This window comes from Lentimicrobiaceae bacterium, assembly GCA_020636745.1.
Lineage (GTDB): Bacteria > Bacteroidota > Bacteroidia > Bacteroidales > Lentimicrobiaceae > Lentimicrobium.
On sequence record JACJXH010000008.1, the window covers coordinates 146,168 to 164,761 of the forward strand.

Here is an 18,594-nt window from a genome sequence, read left to right on the forward strand (position 1 = left end):
CAACTATTAAATTCAGATTCATCTCAGGCTACAGCATGTCAGGACAAACAATGCATCAGGTATTGTCAAAGTATTGGGGCTATTCAACATTCAGGCCTGTTCAGGAAGATATTATTTCATCCGTATTGGCCGGGAAAGATACGCTTGCACTTTTACCTACCGGAGGTGGCAAGTCTATATGTTTTCAGGTGCCGGGATTAATGTTGGAAGGATTGACTTTGGTTGTAACACCGCTCATTGCTCTGATGAAGGATCAGGTTGAGAATCTGCGAAAGCGGGGGATTGCTGCTGAAGCGATTTTTTCAGGAATGAGTGCACGGGAAACAGATTTGGCTTTTAATCATGTATTGCATGGGTCAGCCCGTTTCCTTTACCTTTCGCCTGAAAGATTGGTTACTGAAAAGTTCCTTTCAATGTTACCCTCAATGAATGTGAGCCTGATTGCGGTAGACGAAGCTCATTGTATTTCGCAATGGGGATATGATTTCAGGCCTCCTTACCTGAGAATTGCAGAAATCAGGGCTTACTTGCCCGGCATACCGGTGCTGGCCCTTACAGCTACAGCTACGCGCAAAGTTGTCGCTGATATTCAGAACAAACTCAGGTTCGGGCAGCCTAATGTTTTTGAGCGCAGTTTCGAACGGAAGAACCTGGCATATGTGGTTTTTAATGAAGAGAACAAGCATGAGCGTTTGTTACGGATTGTAAGAAATGTTGCCGGAACAGGTATCGTTTATGTGCGAAACCGGCGTAAAACCCGCGAAATTGCTGAGTTTTTGATACGTAACAAAATCAGTGCTGATTATTATCATGCAGGGTTAACCTCTAAAGAGAGGGATTATAAGCAGACCAGCTGGAAAAACGGGAGTAGCCGCATTATGGTTTCAACCAATGCTTTTGGTATGGGAATTGATAAACCTGATGTGCGTTTTGTCGTGCATCTCGATTTGCCCGAAAGCATTGAAGCATATTTTCAGGAAGCCGGGCGGGCCGGAAGAGATGAAAAAAAGGCCTATGCAGTGCTTTTGTATGAAAAGGCCGATATTCTCGATGCCAGGCATAATCTATTGCTTGCATTCCCTGAACCAGATCAAATCAGGCAGGTTTACCAGGCCCTTGGTAATTATTATCAACTTGCTCCGGGCACAGGCCGGGATGTTTCCTTTGATTTTGAAATTTCAGCATTTTGCAACCAATATAACCTGAAACCCTATACGGTTTTTAATGCGCTTAAGTTTATTGAACGAGAGGGTATGATTTCATTGAATGAGGCGGCTGAGTCGCAGTCACGGATAATTTTCACAGCCAGAAAGGATGATTTATACCGGTTTCAGGTTGAAAATGCACGATTTGACCCTTTAATAAAAATGATTTTGCGTTCATATGGAGGCGTTTTTACCGAACCTGTTGCCATTCATGAAGCAGAGCTTGGCCGTCGGCTTAATACAACCACGGAGGAAATCATCAAGGCTTTGCACTATCTGAATGCCCGTGAGGTTATATTGTATATGCCTCAGCGCGATAAACCGCAATTAACGTTCACCAGTGAACTGATAAGGGCGACCGACCTGAGGATTTCGCCTGAAAATTATCTTCATCGCAAAGAGGATGCCATTCAGAGGCTTGAGGCAATCATTGATTATGCTGTTGCTGATCATCAATGCCGGAGTGTTACTCTTATTTCCTATTTCGGGCAATCCGATGCCGGTAGCTGCGGTATTTGTGATGTCTGCCTTCAGCGCAACAAGGCCGGGCTGAGCGAGTCTGACTTTGAACGTATTGTTGCATTGATCAAACCCGCTTTAGAGTTGCGATATTTGTCAATGAAAGAGATGACAGATATTTGCCACCAGATAAGCGATGATAAAGTTATAAAAGCCGTTACCTGGCTGGTAGATAATAATAAAATTGATTACCTCGAAGATGGAACATTCAGGTGGGCTGAATAATATGAAGCCTCTGTGGCTAAAACCTGCCCGCGCTTTTTTTGCAGAAGAAGATGTGGTGTTGATTGCCCGCCGGATGCTTGGCATGAAACTGGTGAGCAAAATTGGTGGTAAACTCACTTCCGGGATCATTACAGAGACAGAGGCTTATGCAGGTATTACTGACAGGGCATCGCATGCTTTCGGTGGGAAGCGAACGCCCCGGACAGAGGTGATGTATGGCATGGAAGGAATCGCCTATATCTATTTGTGTTATGGAATTCATGCCTTGTTTAATGTCGTAACAAATCATACAGATATTCCGCATGCAGTGCTGGTGAGAGGGATTTTTCCATGCGATGGGATAAATGTGATGGAGGAAAGAATAAAACGCGCCATAATAAAGCCCCTGAAGGAAGGAAATGGGCCGGGAAGGGTTACCAGACTTTTGGGCATTGATTGTGCGTTGAATGGCGTTGATTTGATTGAAAACGATATTTTATGGCTGGAGACCTGCGGAATGGAATTTGAGGAGAGCGATATTTTCGTATCGCATCGGATTGGAGTTGGCTATGCGGGGGCTGATGCCTTGTTGCCCTACCGTTTTATCGTGAATGGAATAACGGCGATGGACAGAATAAAAAAACAGGCCGGCATTGAAAAATGACGGCCTGTTTATAAAAATCCTTAATGACTTACTTCACATTCTTTGAAAGTTCTGTTCCGGGTTTAAATTTTACAACTTTTTTAGCTGCAATCTTGATTTCTTTTCCCGTCTGAGGGTTTCTTCCTTTGCGGGCAGCACGTTTTGATACTGAAAAAGAGCCAAATCCTACCAGTGCTACACGATCGCCTTTTTTAAGGCTTTTTGATGTTGCTGATACAAATGCGTCCAATGCTTTTTTTGAGTCGGCTTTAGTCAGTCCTGATTCTGCTGCAATGGCAACGATCAATTCCTGTTTGTTCATTTTTTCCTGATTTAAATTAATACTATGTTGGATAACCTTACGCAAATATAAGCTATTTGCTTGTAAAATCAAGCGTTATAGAAGGAATCTGCGAAAAAAGTTAATAAAACCGGTGGTTTGTTAATAACTTCGGTCTCAAATAGTAGTGTTTAAGCCAATTTTAGCAGGTTGGATTTGATGCCTTTTTACAAAAACCTTAATTCAGTGGATTTTAGGCCATTAATAAATTCTGTTGAATTCATACTTTTTTTTCCGGCAGGCTGAACGATTTTCAGATCTATGTATCCGTCAAGACATGCTACTGAAATTTTTGTATGGTCAGAAATGATAACATGGCCCGGTTCTGCTATGTCTTGTTTTTCTGAAAGCGATGACCTGAGGATTTTTATCTCATTCTCGGCTTTTTCAGTTTTAAGTATAGCCCATGCGCCCGGGTAGGGACTAAGCCCGCGAATTTGATTATGAACATCCAGCCTGGGTCTGTTCCATGTGATTCTGGTGTGCTCTCTGAATAGTCTGGGCGCTGATTTTATTTTGCTGTCAACTACAGGCTGATCCTGCGGCTGACAATGTCCGGAAGCTATAGATTCAATGGTTTCAATAACTAATTCGGCTCCGGTCTTCATGAGTCTGTCGTGAAGTTCGCCGGCTGTTTCGTCAGGCTCAATGGGCAATGCCCTGTTTAAGATAATTTTGCCTGTATCAATGCCGGAATTGAGAAAAAAAGTAGTTACTCCTGTGATGTCTTCTCCATTCATCACCGCATGGTTAATTGGCGCAGCACCACGGTATTGGGGCAGGAGTGAGGCATGCAGATTAAAAGTGCCCAGCGCAGGCATGGCCCAGACCTCCTCGGGTAGTTTTCTGAAAGCGACAACAATAAATAAATTGGCTCCGAACCGGCTGAGTTGATGAAGAAATTCAGGGTCTTTAAGGTTGGCAGGTTGCAGTACTGGAATTCCCTGCTTAACGGCAAAGGATTTAACAGCTGATTCCCTTACTTTAAGCCCTCTTCCTGCCGGTTTGTCGGGGACTGTAACAACTGCTGCAATATCATATTTATGCGCTGTAATCATTTGCAGGGTTTCTACTGCAAATTCAGGAGTTCCCATAAATACAATACGAATATTTTTTTTCATCTGATTTGTTTGTTGTTGAACCAAATATTTGCAAAATCTGCTTCACTCAAACAAAAAACACCCGGGTTTGCCGGGTGTTTCCGTATATGAACCAATGGTTTTAAATACCTTTTAAACGGGTAACATATTTTTCAACGTCGCGTGCTTCGTTGCTGCGGGGGTATTCGGTGCGGATGCGTTCATATGCTTTGAGTGCATCTTCTTTTTTACCGGCGTCTTCAAAAGCCCAGGCTGCTTTCTGAAGAAAAACAGGGCTTGTGAAATCGTTCTTTGACAAATCTGCAGCCTTCAGGTAGTATCCGGCAGCATCAGCTGTCTTTCCTAATTCCATGTAAGCATCACCTATGGCGCCTTTGGCCATTGGAGCAACTAAAACATCCTTAATGCTGAATTTTTCCAGATGGTCAATTGCTTCCTGATATTTTCCTTCGTTCAGTAAAATGATTCCACTGTAATAATGTGCCAGTTTTGCTGATTTGGTCATCCCGTAATCATCAATAATCTGGAGGAATCCCGGATACATTCCATCACCGTTTAATGCAAGTTTCAATGAGTCTTGCTCAAAGTATTTCTCAGCCATAAACATTTGAGACTGAGCTTCTTTTTCTTTGGGGATAAGGTAAAATCTTTGAAATGCAAAGTAGGCAAGTACCAAGATTGCGATTGAACCCAATATGATGGTAAGGAGTTTCTGATTTTTTTCGATAAAAACTTCAGTTTTACTGAGAGCCTCCTCTACAGCCATGATTTTTTCTTCAGTGTTGTCTGTCTTCTTTGCCATTGCTTATTTAATTTGTGGCGCAAAAGTACTGTTTTTTTTTGATTTCACAAATGGTCAATTAATTCATTTTATGATTATCAAATATTGATTTCATGTTTTTTTTATCATGCATCGAATCGGTTGAATAGTTTTGTCAGGCTTCGTGTTTTTTATGGCTGATTTTTTTCTGATTTTCCTTTTGTTCAATCTCGTTTTTTATGCTGTTCGATGAATTTTATCATGTGCTTTTGATGGGTAAGGCGATTTTCGGGCCATGACATAAAACCGTTTTTTTTGCCATCAATTTGCGAAAAGCAGTTTTAACTTATTGGATTTTACGTATTTTTTAATATCTTTACAACTCATTGATTCATAATTTGTACTAATAAAAAATGTTATGGGAAAAGGAGACAAAAAAAGCAAACGCGGTAAGATTATTATGGGATCTTATGGCGTAAGAAGGCAGCGGAAAACAGCTGTTTCAAGAGTGTCGACAGCACAGGCAGGCGTTCCTGAAAAGCCTGCTGAAAAACCCAAAATAAAGGATGTTGAAGCCAAAGCAAAGACCACTGAGTCTAAACCAAAGTCACCGCGCAAACCGAAGGCAGAGGCTAATGCTGAAGTGAAAGATATAAATGATGTTAGTTGAAGTATAGGTTAAGTGTTACATAGTTTTTTAGCCCTCATGTTTTTCTGAGGGCTTTTTTTATTGTTTTGATGATGTTTTTATATTGATTTGAAAGCAATAAATGATGTGCTCTTTGCTGTCGGCCAAGCTTTATTTATTCAGTTTGCCGGCATTTTGGCAGGCTATGTTCCGAATCCAGCGATGGGCAGAAGTGCTGGTTGAGAATTTCAATGCATTTGGTTAAAATGATTTGTTGCTTACCAGTTCTTTAAACCGGCGACCCCGCTCTTCGAAGTTCTTAAAACTATCGTAACTTGATGCTGCCGGTGATAAGAGACAGATGCCTCCTTCGGGCGTTAACTGTGAAGCGATGTTAACTGCCTGGTCGAATGAGTCGGCCATTTCATGAGTTGCATTTTCTGGGCTGAGCGTGTCAAGCATTTTTTTCATTCTCATTCCTGCCGGGCCTGTAAATACCAGCCTGATGTCTTTTTTGTCAGCCAAAAATTGTATCAGGGCTGAGTAGTCAATTCCTCTGTCAAAACCTCCGAGAATAAGCGTATTTACCTTGTGGAGTGTTGTTATGGCAGCCATTGTTGCTTCAGGAATGGTTGAAATGGAATCGTTGTAGTAGTATTTATTCCGGTAAACCCCGACAAATTCAATGCGGTGTTCCAGGGGAGAGAAAGTGGCGACTCCTTCGGCAATGGACTGTGCAGGAATATTCATCAGGCTTGCAGCAGCTGAAGCCGCCATAATGTTCAACAGATTGTGAGGGCCGGGCAATCTGGTTTCAGGCTCAGAAGGAAGCAATATGCGTTCATTGTCAGCGTATCGCAGGATGATATGGCTGCCCGAAATGCCAACTCCGTTTTTTGAAAACTCAGTATTGTGTAAAGGGAATAACCGGCTTTGGGGCTTGTTTGCCTGCAATAATTCTGCAATATTCATGTCAGCTGCATGAAAAATAAAGGCGTCGTTTTTCTCCTGTTTCAGGCCAATCTGCATTTTTGCCAGTTGATAGTGATAGAATGAGGCATAATGGTCAAGGTGTTCCTGAAAAAGGTTAAGCAAAATGGCAACATGGGGCCCCCGGCTGATATACTCAAGCTGATGTGATGATAATTCGCAAACTATGCGGGTTTCAGGCGTAATATGTGGAACAAGATCGAATAGTGGTATGCCAATGTTGCCTGCCAGCAGGCAGTTGCTGGTGTAGCCCTTAAAAATATGATAAAGCAGGCTTGATGTAGTGCTTTTTCCTTTAGTGCCGGTTATTCCAACCGTTTGACTGCCATATGCCTGTAGAAATAAATCGGTTTGAGAACTGATTTTTGACGGATCAAACTGTATGCCTGCATGATGAAGTGAGATGCCGGGCGATTTTATTACAAGATCGTAATGATGGATATGCTCAAGATATCCGGGGCCTGAAATGACTTTGATGTCAGTAATGTTAAGCTCAGGGTTTTGCAATATGATTTCTGAATTCAGGTCGGCAACTGTCAGGTCTGTTTCCGGACATGAAGCGCGCAAAAGTTTGAGTGTTGATTTTCCTTCGCGTCCGTAGCCTAATATGAGCACTCTTTTCCCGTTGGTGGCCGATTTTAAAATGCTTTTCATTGCAGATGATTTAAAAGAAGATTCAGTAAGTCTGTACTTAAAAAATGCTGTTGGTTTAAGGATTTGAAGTCAGGGTTGGCAGGCTGCGATTTCCGCATCTTTAAATAACGATCGATGAGGATGGGGTGTGTTTGGTTTGTATTTTTTGCGGCTATCATTTCAAGCGCCTGACTCACTTCTTCGGTAGTGCCCACACATTCAAATGGTTTTACTTTTGAAAAACCACACAATTCATCAAAAACAGGGGACAATTCCAGGTCAGCAAGCAGGGGTTTCCCCAGAATCTTATCAGCTTCGTCCAGCCCTGTAAAAGCACCCAGCATAATATGCGTAAATAGACATTTCGGGCATTTTCCACACCATGAATCGTTTTTACTTCCTGCATTGCAGCTTTTAAAAACAGGATGATACTTTTGAAGCTTTGAGAAAATGCTGGCAATCTGCAGTTCACTTAGCGGTCGGAGAAAGCTAAAGTAGTTGAAATCTGGCGAAATATATTGACTGTAATAATCGCGGAACGCACTTTCAAATTCCCACGATTTAGAGAATTGATGGTTGATGTTGGTTCCGGGAACGGTAACCTCATTGGCACTTGATTCATTCGAAAGCGCAATATTTTTTATTCCGGTTAAAGCCGAAGCAAAAAGTGTGTAAAAAGCAAGCATGGCTGAAAAAGGGGTGTGCCCGTTGAGGAATCCTTGGGCATTTAAGTTGAGCAATCCACTGTCAATGGTGCGTTTCATTGTCAGTACCTCTTCCATTTTTATTCCTGCCGCTTCAATAGTTTGAATGGTTGCTCCGCGGGGATTAATGATAAATGGTGTTATTTCTTTTGCGGCATTTTTTATCAATTCCAATGTTACAGCTGAGTCTTTTCCTCCTCCGATAGGGATAAGAAATTTTTCGGTCAGGGGTATATTTACTGATTGGTGATTGACGGGGCCTTCAGCTTCAATTTGAATGAAAGTGTGGTCAGGAGCAATGGAATTTAAGTAGAAAAATTCGCCTAATCCATTATAATAAAGTGTTTTCCACCAGTTTTTTTGTTCATCTGTCAGGTGGCCTGATTTTACAATTAAAGCAGGCGAGCAGGTCGGTTTCCAATAGCTAATCAGTTCAATCATCCCGATATTGAAGGCTATATTTTCAAGTAAAGGGTAAATCTGACCGACCCGTTTATCCAAATTTGGGATTAAATTCCCTATCTGAAAAACCGACACTGGCTTAAACCTGATAAGACCCGGAATGTTAAAATCAAATTCAATCGCAACATCGTTTCCTGATAAGCTTATTTTATAGCTTTCATAAATGAAAACGGGGTACTGAGCCCTGAATTGGTGGTATGATTTTTCAGCGTTTATTCGTTCCATGGTCATTATGGTATAAAATTTGCGTAAATTAAGCATGGATTAACCAGGTGCAAAAGTAAAGAATCGGATTCATTGTTTTGTTTGGTTATTTCATGATTGCATGAATACAGGCATATTGGCTGAATGTTGATTTTCTGTTATGCAGATGACATTTGGGCATTGTGTTATATAAAGGTTGTTATTTGAAGTGTTAAACTGTAAAAATATGACCATGAAACCACTAAAAATAGAACCCCTTGCTGGCAGAATATTGATTTCTGTGCCATTTTTGCAGGACTTTTATTTCAAAAAGTCAGTGGTTCTTCTGGCCGATCATAGCAGTGAAGGTACATTCGGGCTTATCATTAACAAACCCGTTGATGTCAGGCTGAGCGACATCTCTTCTGAATTTGAGGATTTTGAAGCTCCTGTTTTTCTTGGGGGGCCTGTTAAAACGGATAGTCTCTTCTTTATTCATACGCGTCCTGACCTTATAGATATGGGCGTTCCGATTCTGGAAGGTTTATACTGGGGCGGTAATATTGAAACGGTGAAGGAGCTGATACATGAAAAGAAAATTTCTAAAGATGAGATTCGCTTTTTTGTTGGGTATGCTGGCTGGGCCTCCAAACAACTTGATCGCGAGCTTGAAGAAAACTCATGGGTCGTTTCTTTTACCGATCTCCACCAGGTAATTCAAAGCAATCCTGGCGATTTATGGAAGCAAACCCTCAGGAAATTAGGAAGAGAATATGCATTGTGGGTTCACTATCCTGCAGACCCTATGATGAATTAAGCGCCGAAAAACTGTGCAATTTGTCCGATAAATCCCATAAAAATTGCTGGTTTCAGAATAATCGTAAACGAAAGACCGAAAACAGCTCCCCAAAAGTGGGCATCATGTCCGATATTGTCAGTGCCTTTTTTCGACATATACGCTGAATATGCCAGGTACATGGCTCCGAAAATAAAAGCAGGAATGTCAAAGGGGATAAATACAAACCTGATAGGCGACAGCGGATTGATGATGATACTGGCAAAGACTACAGCTGAAACGGCGCCTGAGGCGCCTACAGCCCTGTATAGGTAGTCATTTTTATATTTGGTATATGAAGGGGTTGATGAAATGGCTATTCCGCCAATATAGAGCAGCGCAAAAAAATAAGTTCCTTTGAGGCCGAAAAGCACGTCGAAATAATATTCAACTGCCTTGCCGAACGAAAGCAGTACAAACATATTGACCCCCAGATGTATCCAGTCGGCATGCACCAGTGCATGTGAGAAAAAACGATAGCCCTGCCGTTGAGTTGAAATCATGTATGGGCTGAAAAGCAATTTATCGTAAAGAGCCCGGTTATTAAACGCCAGCAATGAAGTCACCGCAGTGAGGGCAATCAGCAAATAGGTTATAATCATTTCAATTTTATTTGGGCAGTGCTGTATGGTCAATTTCAGAGCCCAGCATACTATGTGGAATCATGTATACCAACAGCATGATAACGGCGGCGGCTATGGCCCATATTCTGGAAGATGGATGCCGGCGCAGCATAAAAACAGCGACAACCCATCCGGCAACAGCAATGGCCGTTTTATTATCTGTCAAATCTCCAAAAGTAAATATACCTTTCATCGGCCATCCCGTCCAGTAATCACCAAAAGCATATTTCTGTACAATAGGGCCGAAAATCAGTCCGCCACCAATTAAAAGAATAAGTGTTATTACAGCGTATTTGTAAGTATTTATGCCATTTCCGATGGCTTCTATGCCTGTTCTGGTCGACATGAGCATGGCAATAAACATCAGAAGAATGTGTGGAATAAGGATGCCGGCTGGTACATCTCCTTTAAACCTGATGATCACAGGCTCTTTGGTTATCAATTGTGCTTCAGAACCATCAGTAAGTGTAATCTGATACATAACCTTGCCGGCGGGAGGCTGATGGGGAATATAGGCTACCAGTTTTCCGCCCTGATGAAGCATATCAGTTTCAGTCCACTCGTCATTGCTTTTGTAACGTTTAAAATTAAACTTGCCACTCAGTTTTCCCGAAGGGTCATCAATGCTGATTTCTGCATTGTCGGGCCCGCCATAGGATCTTAATAGTTTATACTTTACCGTTTCGCTGCCAATAGTAACTTTTCCCTTCATTGGGTAAGTGGGGCCAGTTGCCCTCTGGTAAACTACAGAAGCCAGTGTAATAACAACAGTGGCAATCCAGAAGTACAAAGCTTTGTTATTCATGAGAAATATATGGATTGAGTTTATTTTGCAATAATAAGTAAAACCTGAATACGGTTGTAATTAACAGTTTAATAGGATTCTGGTTCTTGAAAAGTGAAAATTTAATCTTCCCGAAAATTGTAATAAACTCAGCTATTATGCGTTATTTTGCATTGGGATTAACATGCTGATATCTTTTTAAAAAGTTTTAGTTAGAAATAAATTTTACCTTTACACGGTCAAAACAGTTGTTTATTGTCCGTTTTTGGTTTAAATAATCTTTACCTGGTGCTCAAAATACGACTTCTGCTCATTGTTGGAATCATAAATCTTCTTGCGTTTTCTGCCCGTTCACAGGAAATGCATGGATTTGTCTCAAGTAATTACGCTGGTATAACCGGTAGTCAGATCAATCCTACGTCAATACTTACATCCAAGCTGTTTTTGGATATTAATGCTTTGGGCTTGCATGTAAATGCAGATAATAATTACGTTTATCTGTCGAAAACAGATTACAAATTTTCACGGTTTATTTCAGGCGGGGAATTTCCTGAGCATACTGTTGGTGAGGGTACTGAAACACGAAACTTTTATGATAAATACAATAAGGATTTAAAAAACCTTTTTTCACAGGTGAGGATTATGGGGCCTTCGGCTATGTTTGCTACAGGTGAACAGGCTTTTGGCTTCTCTACAGCTTACCGAACTTTGCTGTCGGGGCGGTATATTCCTTATGAAGTTGCCAAGTTTGGTATTGAAGGCATGGATTATTCGCCATTGCACAAGATTAATTTTGTTGATGAACATGATTTCAGGACAGCCTCCATGGCTTTTGCCGAAATCTCAGCAACCTATTCAAGAGTCGTTTACAAGCACAACCGCGACCACTGGACAGCGGGCATTACTGTTAAAGGTTTGTTCGGGACTGCCGGTGCATTCGGCTATGTAGATAATATTGACTATATAGTTCCCAACCGCGATACGCTTATTGTCAACAATATTAACGGGCAGATGGGCATGTCGCTCCCGGTTGATTATTACAACAATGATATTCTTATTCCGGGTAAATTATTCCGTGGAAATGGTCTTGGTATTGATATTGGTGTTACCTACCAGAAAAAAATATTAGGCTATACCAACAAAGGTTACTCAATGCCTTGTGAACAGCCTTATGAGCCATACAGATATAAGATTGGCTTTTCAATTCTCGACCTTGGGCGCATTAAGTTTAAAAGTGATGCCCGTTTGCTTGACCTTGTTGATGCCAGTGCCTACTGGGAGAACATAAGCAGTTATAATTACAACAATCTGGATGAGCTCTTCAAGAAAATAAGTTATGAATTTTCGGGTGATGAAAATGCGTTGGTAAAAGGAAATGCATTTTCAATATGGCTGCCTACGGCTTTCAGCACTCAGGTTGATGTCAGGGTTAATACAAAAGTGTACTTAAATGCTACCATTGTACAGCCATTGGTCATGGGTAAGGCTGCTGTGGTACGTCCGTCACAGGTGGCTGTTACGCCTCGTTTTGAGACCGATTATTTTGAAGTGGCAATGCCCTTCATCTTGTATGATTACAAGCACCCTCGGCTTGGTTTAAGTGCAAGGCTGCATAAAGTTGTTATTGGAACCGATAAACTTGGCGGCTTTTTCGGGATGAGTGATTTTTACGGCATGGATTTTTATGTGCTGGTGAAGTTCTCGTTCTTCAAGGGGCAGTGCCGCAACTTCGATAAGCGTTTCGGTTGTGGAAACCTTGAGTACAAACAGAAATATTAGTAGCAGGGTATAGTTTAAGTCCGCAATTTGCCTCTGAAATGTCTAATACCGGTTTTATACCGGTTTCCCGAATCAAATATTTGAATTGACAGATTTGAAACCTGCTGAATAACAAAAGGCAGTGTTGTATTTAGCTTTGTGGTCCTGCTTTCACATCCAGTGCATCTCTCAAGCCATTTCCAATCAGCATAAAGGCCAGCACCAGCAACATAATGCAGGCACCGGGCAATAACGCAAGCCAGGGATTGTCAAGGATAATATAAGCATAGTTTTCTTTAACCATTGTTCCCCATGAAGGCATTGGAGGTTGTACGCCAATGCCTAAAAAGCTCAATCCGGCTTCAATGAGGATGGCTGATGCAAAGTTGGCCGCCGAAATAACGATTACCGGCCCCATCGTATTGGGCAGTATGTGGCGGATAATGATACGGTTGTTTTTAAATCCGAGGGCCCGGGCGGCTTCCACAAATTCTTTTTCGCGTAAACTCAGAATTTGTCCGCGTACAACCCTGGCTACTTCAACCCACATGGTAAGTCCTACTGCAATAAAAACCTGCCAGAACCCCTTACCTAAGGCAAATGTGATGGCAATAACCAGGAGCAGGGTGGGAATTGACCAGACGATATTGATGAACCAAATGATTAAATCGTCTATCCGGCCTCTGAAAAAACCAGCCAGGGCCCCCAGTAAAATCCCTAAAATAAGGGAGATGATGACTGAAATAAAACCAACGGATAAACTTACCCGGGTTCCAATCATCAACTGGCTTAAAACGTCGCGTCCAAACCTGTCGGTGCCCAGGATAAAGGTGCGCTTGCTGATTCTGGTATCTATGATGAGTTTCTGCATGGCAGGAATGCTCATTGCCATGGATTTTCCTTCAATATCTTTACAGCCGGCGCTGCTGAGATAAAGGCGACTTGTGTCGGAAACAGCGAAAAGAACATCAGCCAGTTTGTATGCATAATTCAGCTCGCTGTTTGTTGCATCAATGCTGTATGGGGTCAGGATGATTTCATCATTCACAAAACTGAAAGAGCTGATTGGAAGTGACAAATACTTTTCCTGGCAACCGTAAATCATTCTGGTCCAGAAATGGCAGTCAGGTTTTTTTTCGTTTTTTCTGATGGAAATCATGGTAACCTGAAACCCGGGCTTTTTTGCCGCAATTTCGAGGTGCTGATCATTGGCGTATGGACTGCTGTCAGGGGTAATCAGATAACCTAAAATTGAAATCAGGATGGCGGCAAGAATAAGAAACATAGAAAAAACAGCAGGCTTATTGTTCTGCAATTTTTTCCATGATTTGGATGACAGGCTTCCTTCGGGCAATAATTTTCGGGAAAATAACAAATCAGGTGAGTTTATTCAATGGGTTATTAAATGAATATGTAAAACTAGTAAGATTTATCACCTCCCAGAATACCACCCAGAATGGAGCCTCCGATGCCGCCAACGCCACGGCTTTCTTCCCTGTTTGTTCTTGATGAGGCAACAATCCGGTCGGCCAGTCGTGAAAACGGAAGACTTTGCAGGTATACTGTGCCGGGGCCGGTTAGTTTAACCAAAAAAAGACCTTCTCCACCAAACAGTGCATTTTTAAAACCGCCTATAAAGCGGATGTCATAATCAACCGAAGGGTGGAAAGCGACAAGACACCCGGTGTCGACATGGAGTGTTTCGCCGGGCTGAAGGTTGCGCTGGATGATAGCGCCACCGGCCTGAACAAAAGCAAGGCCATGGCCCGATAGGCGCTGAAGTATAAAACCTTCACCACCAAATAGTCCGGCACCTATTTTCTTTGTAAAAGCTATGTCAATATCAATACCATTGGCAGCACACAGGAATGCGTCCTTTTGACAAAGGAATTCGCCGCCAAGTTTGTCCAGCTCAAGGGGTATTATTTTGCCGGGATAGGGTGCGCTAAAAGCTACTCTGCGCTTAATTCTGTCGTTGTTAAGAAAGGTGGTTATAAAGAAACCGTCGCCGGTAAGCATTCGTTTAAATCCTTTGAAAATGCCGCCACCCGTATTGGTTTGCATTTCAATGCCATTTTCCATATACATCATGGCGCCAACTTCAGCCCGAACACCTTCGGAAGGATCGAGCTCTACCTCAATCAATTGCATGTCATCGCCAAATATCTTGTAATCAATAATGTCTGCCATTGGTTCTAATAGTGTTTGTGAAGTTTTATTTAAAGCAAATTTAATAAGAAATGTGCCTGATTGGTCATAAAAAAATCTTGCATGATTGTTTTAGTATTTCAGGAGAATGTATTATCTTTGCCGCTCCAAAACAAACATGGTGGTCTTAGCTCAGTTGGTTAGAGCGTCTGATTGTGGTTCAGAAGGTCGTGGGTTCGAGCCCCATATTCCACCCCAAAAATTGAAAGGTCGGCATTGCCGGCCTTTTTTTATTTATCCAAAACCCTTGTAAATCATGGTTTTCAGCTTGTAAGCTGTGTGATAAAATATGCCTTTGTATGCTGAAGCGCTGCATTGGGGGCGACTGTAATTTCTTATGATATCTGTAATAATTGGGCTACGAAACCTGGCAGGAAGTCTGGTTATTCAATATGTATGGTTTTTTGTTTGATGGATGTCCAATGGTGCTTTGTGAAGCCGGGACCCGAATCAGGGTTTACAAGAGGTTAAAAAAAATCCCCGGCGCAGGCCAGGGACAAGTATGGTGAAACAGGAAAGCTTTATTCAAATCTTCGATGCCAGGCAGAGGTCCCGTCTTTTATTTCTTCATCGCGAACCCAGTATTGATCAACAATCTCTGTTTTTTGCTGTTCCCAGTAAGCCGGAGAAACTTTTTGTCCGTCTTTGGTTTTCAGGCTCATTTCATAAACAGCAATCACCGGATTAAATACCAGATCGGTAACTCCAATAGTGAAAGTGGGGGCAGTTGATTCATCTGCACGTTTATCTTCCGCTAGCTGAATTTCAAAACCGTTGAAGCTCAGAAGCTCTTTCAGGAAATCTACCCGCCTGGCTGTTACGCCTTTTTCAATTACGGTGCATCGGATTCCGTTAATTTCTTCGACGATGTGTTTGGCTTGCAGGGGCATATGTTTCAGGGATTTTAAGTCTTAAATGTAAGTTCAAAGCGTTTTTTTATCTCAAGGGCCTATTCTTAATCAATGTGTTTGTTTTAAGTACATCAGAATAAGCCGGCGCCAATGCTCAGGTTGTAAACAAATTCATAAATCTGACTCCAGAAACCCACAACCACAATGCCAATGGCACTCAGAAGTAATCCGGCTTTGGTCATGCCGTCGCTGTTAAAAAAGGCGATTGGATTTTCAGTTTTATTGATGAACATGGCCTTTACAACCATCAAATAGTAGTACAATGAAATGGTGGCATTTAATACAGCGATAAATACCAGCCAGTAATATCCTGCCGAGGCTGCTGAGGTAAACAAAAAGAATTTTCCGAAGAATCCGGCTACCGGTGGAATTCCGGCTAACGAGAACATCGAAAGCATCATCAGCAGGCTGAGTTTCGGATTGGTTTTGTACAGCCCGTCATAGTCGCTCATTTCTACTTTTCCGGTAACGCTTTCAATGGCTGAAACGACCCCGAAAGCTCCCAGATTGGAGAAAATATAGATCAGCACAAAATAAATGACAGAGGTCATCCCCATCTGGCTGCCTGCAATAATACCCAACAGAATAAAGCCAGCCTGGGCTATGGAGGAAAATGCAAGGAACCTTTTCATGTTTTTCTGCCTGAGCGCAAAAAGATTACCTACAACCATGGTGATGACTGAGATAACATAAATCACATCTTTCCAGATGTAGGCCAGCTGAAAAAATACTTTGTATAGGATGAGGATAAGAATAAAGGAAGCAGCTCCTTTTGAGATGACAGAAAAGTAGGAGGTGACATTTACCGGAGCGCCTTCGTAAACGTCGGCTGTCCACAGGTGAAAAGGTACCAGTGATATTTTGAAGGCAAGTCCTGAAAAGAAGAACAGAAATGCCAGTACCTGCATGGGAGCTGTGCTGTAACTTAAAGCAACATCGTTAAAATAAATGCTTCCGGTTGAACCGTAAATGAGTGACAGCCCGAACAAAAGAATGCCCGACGACAGGGCTGACGAAAGGATTAATTTTACACCGGCTTCAGCCGATTTGGTTTGGTGATGGGTGTATGCTGCCAACGCTGCCAAGGGAATGGTAGCAGTTTCGAGGCCAAGATAGAACATCAGAAAATCACCTGATGAAATCATAAAATACATCCCAATAAGGGTTGAAAACAGCAGAATAAAATATTCGCTCATTTTCTCTCTGTTTTCGGGCTTCATTATCCAGGTGTACGATTGCAGCAGAATAATCAGCACGCCGATATTCAGTACGTTTTTCATCATACATACCAGCGGAGTTGCCCTGAACATACCTCCGAAGAGTTCACCTTCGGGCGTAGGAAAGAATCCAACGATGGTGTGAATGCTAAACAGCGCTATTACCACCGGAATAATGCGCGGTTTGTGCGCAGGTTTCAGTCCGAGATCAATAATCAGCAGAATGAGTGCTATGGCAACTAGCATTATTTCGTGCCGTAAAAGTAAGAAGTCGTTGATGGTCATACTACCGAATCTAAAGTTTTTATGAATTGGTTCCTGCCGGTTTTACATCAACCGGTAAGTCCGGAATATGCTTATTAAAACAGACTGACAAATTCAGTTCCTGAAAGTGAAATTTTCTGTACAATGGGTGCCAGGCTCACATTAATCATATCGGAAAGCCAGAGAGGTGCAATACCAATAGCAGCAATGGCAATCACGAGCGTAATGGTTGAAAGCCTTTCATGCCATTTGGCATCTTCGAGATGCAGAAAGTGATCGTTTTTGACAGGCCCCAGTAAAAGTATGCCAACCACGCGCAAAATGTACACTGCGGTGACTACAATACTTGTAGTGGCCATAATGGTGAGTATTCTGTGAAAATTGTCAGTATGCTGGAAGGCGCCGATAAAGATGGTCATTTCAGCAACAAATCCGCTTAAACCGGGAAGTCCGAGTGAAGCGAGACCGGCAATTACATAAACCACCCCCAAAAAAGGCATAACTTTCATCAGGCCGCCCATTTCGTTGATCATACGGGTATGGGTTCTGCCATAAATCATACCGATAAGGGCAAAGAAGAGGGCAGTCATCAGTCCGTGTGAAATCATTTGTATGATAGCTCCGTTAAATGCAGTCTGATTCATCATCAGCACGGCGAAAAGTACCAGTCCGCAGTGGCTTACCGATGAGTAGGCATTGATATATTTCAGGTCTTTTTGCCAGATAGCTCCAAAAGCACCATAAACTACACTGATGGAGGTAAGCAGCAGAAATATCCAGGCTTGTTCCTGGGCAGCATCGGGCATCAGAAAAATGGCAACGCGGAAAGCGCCGTAGCCTCCGAGTTTCATCAAAACACCGGCGTGCAGCATCGAAACAGCAGTTGGTGCTGAGGCATGCCCGTCGGGCGACCAGGTGTGGAAAGGGAAAAGAGCGCCCAGAATACCGAAGCCGATAAAGGTAAACGGAAAAAGAAAACGCTGCATTTCAATAGGAATGGTTGTTTTTGAGATTTCAAGAAGATTCCAGGTGAGTTGTCCACCGGCAGGAGCTGAGTAAAAATAAATGCCAAGCAAGCCTACCATCAGCAATGCAGAGCCACCCATCAGCATCAGGGTGAGTTTCATGGCTGAATATTCCTTGGGCCCCGAGCCCCAGATACCAATCAACAGATACATCGGGATAACCGCAATTTCATAAAACAGGAACATGGTAAACAAATCGAGCGAAATAAAGAACCCAAATACTCCGGAAGCCAGCAGAATAAGTGATATAAAAAATTCCCTGGAAAGGAAATCCATGTTCCATGAAGCAAAAACGCCTGCAAAAACCACCACTGAGGTTAAACCAATCATGGCAACCGAAATCCCGTCAACACCAACCGCGTAATGTATGTTCAGTGTCGGAAACCAAAGTGCATCGTAGGTAAACAGCATTTCGGCCATGTTACCGGCGTTGCGTTCGGCCAGATACATGTATACCAGGATGGCCGCAAGAATTAGCTGAAAGCTCATACCTATGGCAGATACAAGGCGGGTTTGCTTCAGATTTTTGGTAAATCCGATACCTACCATTGTCAGCACCGGAATCAGGACAAATAGACTGAGTATATTCATAGTTTGA

The 18,594-nt window shown here is 42.4% G+C and carries 16 protein-coding genes, 1 tRNA gene and 1 pseudogene; 6 read left to right on the plus strand and 12 right to left on the minus strand.

Translation table 11 applies throughout. From position 1 onward, the window contains the following. The first annotated feature begins 35 nt into the window (after positions 1-35). Together H6541_12515 and H6541_12520 are read left to right on the plus strand one after the other, a co-directional pair. Positions 36-1,949, plus strand: coding sequence for a RecQ family ATP-dependent DNA helicase (locus tag H6541_12515; GenBank protein ID MCB9016612.1), 1,914 nt, complete (start codon positions 36-38; stop codon positions 1,947-1,949). Between the two features lies 1 nt (position 1,950). Continuing rightward, positions 1,951-2,592 carry a DNA-3-methyladenine glycosylase gene (locus tag H6541_12520; protein MCB9016613.1) on the plus strand — a complete coding sequence of 214 codons (642 nt, stop codon included), beginning with the start codon at positions 1,951-1,953 and terminating at the stop codon, positions 2,590-2,592. Positions 2,593-2,620: 28 nt separating this feature from the next. Here H6541_12520 and H6541_12525 read toward each other — a convergent pair whose 3' ends face one another. The 3 genes from H6541_12525 to H6541_12535 all read right to left on the minus strand — a co-directional run bounded on the left by H6541_12525 (position 2,621) and on the right by H6541_12535 (position 4,813). Continuing rightward, on the minus strand, positions 2,621-2,893 hold the full coding sequence (locus H6541_12525; protein ID MCB9016614.1) for an HU family DNA-binding protein: 273 nt from the start codon (positions 2,891-2,893) through the stop codon (positions 2,621-2,623). A 185-nt stretch (positions 2,894-3,078) separates the two neighbouring features. Continuing rightward, the gene (locus tag H6541_12530) at positions 3,079-4,032 is read right to left on the minus strand and encodes a methionyl-tRNA formyltransferase (GenBank protein MCB9016615.1); all 954 of its coding nucleotides are present in this window, start codon (positions 4,030-4,032) and stop codon (positions 3,079-3,081) included. 100 nt (positions 4,033-4,132) lie between these two features. After that, positions 4,133-4,813, minus strand: coding sequence for a tetratricopeptide repeat protein (locus H6541_12535; GenBank protein MCB9016616.1), 681 nt, complete (start codon positions 4,811-4,813; stop codon positions 4,133-4,135). 376 nt (positions 4,814-5,189) lie between these two features. Here H6541_12535 and H6541_12540 point away from each other — a divergent pair, with 376 nt between their 5' ends. Further along, entirely contained in the window at positions 5,190-5,441 is a 252-nt protein-coding gene (locus H6541_12540) for a 30S ribosomal protein THX (protein MCB9016617.1), read from the plus strand. Between the two features lie 219 nt (positions 5,442-5,660). On the opposite strand, the gene murD is transcribed toward H6541_12540, so the two are convergent. Together murD and H6541_12550 are read right to left on the minus strand one after the other, a co-directional pair. Beyond that, positions 5,661-7,043, minus strand: coding sequence for a UDP-N-acetylmuramoyl-L-alanine--D-glutamate ligase (gene murD / locus H6541_12545; protein ID MCB9016618.1), 1,383 nt, complete (start codon positions 7,041-7,043; stop codon positions 5,661-5,663). Then, positions 7,040-8,413 carry a hypothetical protein gene (locus tag H6541_12550; protein MCB9016619.1) on the minus strand — a complete coding sequence of 458 codons (1,374 nt, stop codon included), beginning with the start codon at positions 8,411-8,413 and terminating at the stop codon, positions 7,040-7,042. Before H6541_12550 ends, murD begins: the two co-directional genes overlap by 4 nt. A 211-nt stretch (positions 8,414-8,624) precedes the next feature. Between H6541_12550 and H6541_12555 the strand changes: the two genes are divergently transcribed. Continuing rightward, positions 8,625-9,188 (plus strand): YqgE/AlgH family protein, encoded by a 564-nt coding sequence (locus H6541_12555; protein MCB9016620.1) that lies wholly within the window; start codon positions 8,625-8,627, stop codon positions 9,186-9,188. On the opposite strand, the gene H6541_12560 is transcribed toward H6541_12555, so the two are convergent. Then, positions 9,185-9,808, minus strand: coding sequence for a rhomboid family intramembrane serine protease (locus tag H6541_12560; GenBank protein MCB9016621.1), 624 nt, complete (start codon positions 9,806-9,808; stop codon positions 9,185-9,187). The two genes, H6541_12555 and H6541_12560, sit on opposite strands and share 4 nt — an antisense overlap. A 7-nt stretch (positions 9,809-9,815) precedes the next feature. Next, positions 9,816-10,634, minus strand: coding sequence for a hypothetical protein (locus tag H6541_12565; protein ID MCB9016622.1), 819 nt, complete (start codon positions 10,632-10,634; stop codon positions 9,816-9,818). 267 nt (positions 10,635-10,901) lie between these two features. Between H6541_12565 and H6541_12570 the strand changes: the two genes are divergently transcribed. After that, positions 10,902-12,392, plus strand: a complete 1,491-nt coding sequence (locus H6541_12570) for a hypothetical protein (protein ID MCB9016623.1) — start codon at positions 10,902-10,904, stop codon at positions 12,390-12,392. A 130-nt stretch (positions 12,393-12,522) separates the two neighbouring features. Here the strand turns inward: H6541_12570 and H6541_12575 are convergent. Beyond that, positions 12,523-13,698 (minus strand): annotated as a pseudogene (locus H6541_12575) (ABC transporter permease). 92 nt (positions 13,699-13,790) lie between these two features. After that, positions 13,791-14,561, minus strand: coding sequence for a TIGR00266 family protein (locus H6541_12580; GenBank protein MCB9016624.1), 771 nt, complete (start codon positions 14,559-14,561; stop codon positions 13,791-13,793). Positions 14,562-14,700: 139 nt separating this feature from the next. Between H6541_12580 and H6541_12585 the strand changes: the two genes are divergently transcribed. Continuing rightward, a tRNA-His gene (locus H6541_12585) sits at positions 14,701-14,777 on the plus strand. A gap of 323 nt (positions 14,778-15,100) precedes the next feature. On the opposite strand, the gene H6541_12590 is transcribed toward H6541_12585, so the two are convergent. The 3 genes from H6541_12590 to H6541_12600 form a co-directional block, all read right to left on the minus strand. Beyond that, positions 15,101-15,469 carry a hypothetical protein gene (locus H6541_12590; GenBank protein ID MCB9016625.1) on the minus strand — a complete coding sequence of 123 codons (369 nt, stop codon included), beginning with the start codon at positions 15,467-15,469 and terminating at the stop codon, positions 15,101-15,103. A gap of 92 nt (positions 15,470-15,561) precedes the next feature. Beyond that, positions 15,562-16,992, minus strand: a complete 1,431-nt coding sequence (locus H6541_12595) for an NADH-quinone oxidoreductase subunit N (protein ID MCB9016626.1) — start codon at positions 16,990-16,992, stop codon at positions 15,562-15,564. Positions 16,993-17,066: 74 nt separating this feature from the next. Beyond that, positions 17,067-18,587, minus strand: a complete 1,521-nt coding sequence (locus H6541_12600; protein ID MCB9016627.1) for an NADH-quinone oxidoreductase subunit M — start codon at positions 18,585-18,587, stop codon at positions 17,067-17,069. Positions 18,588-18,594 lie beyond the last annotated feature (7 nt).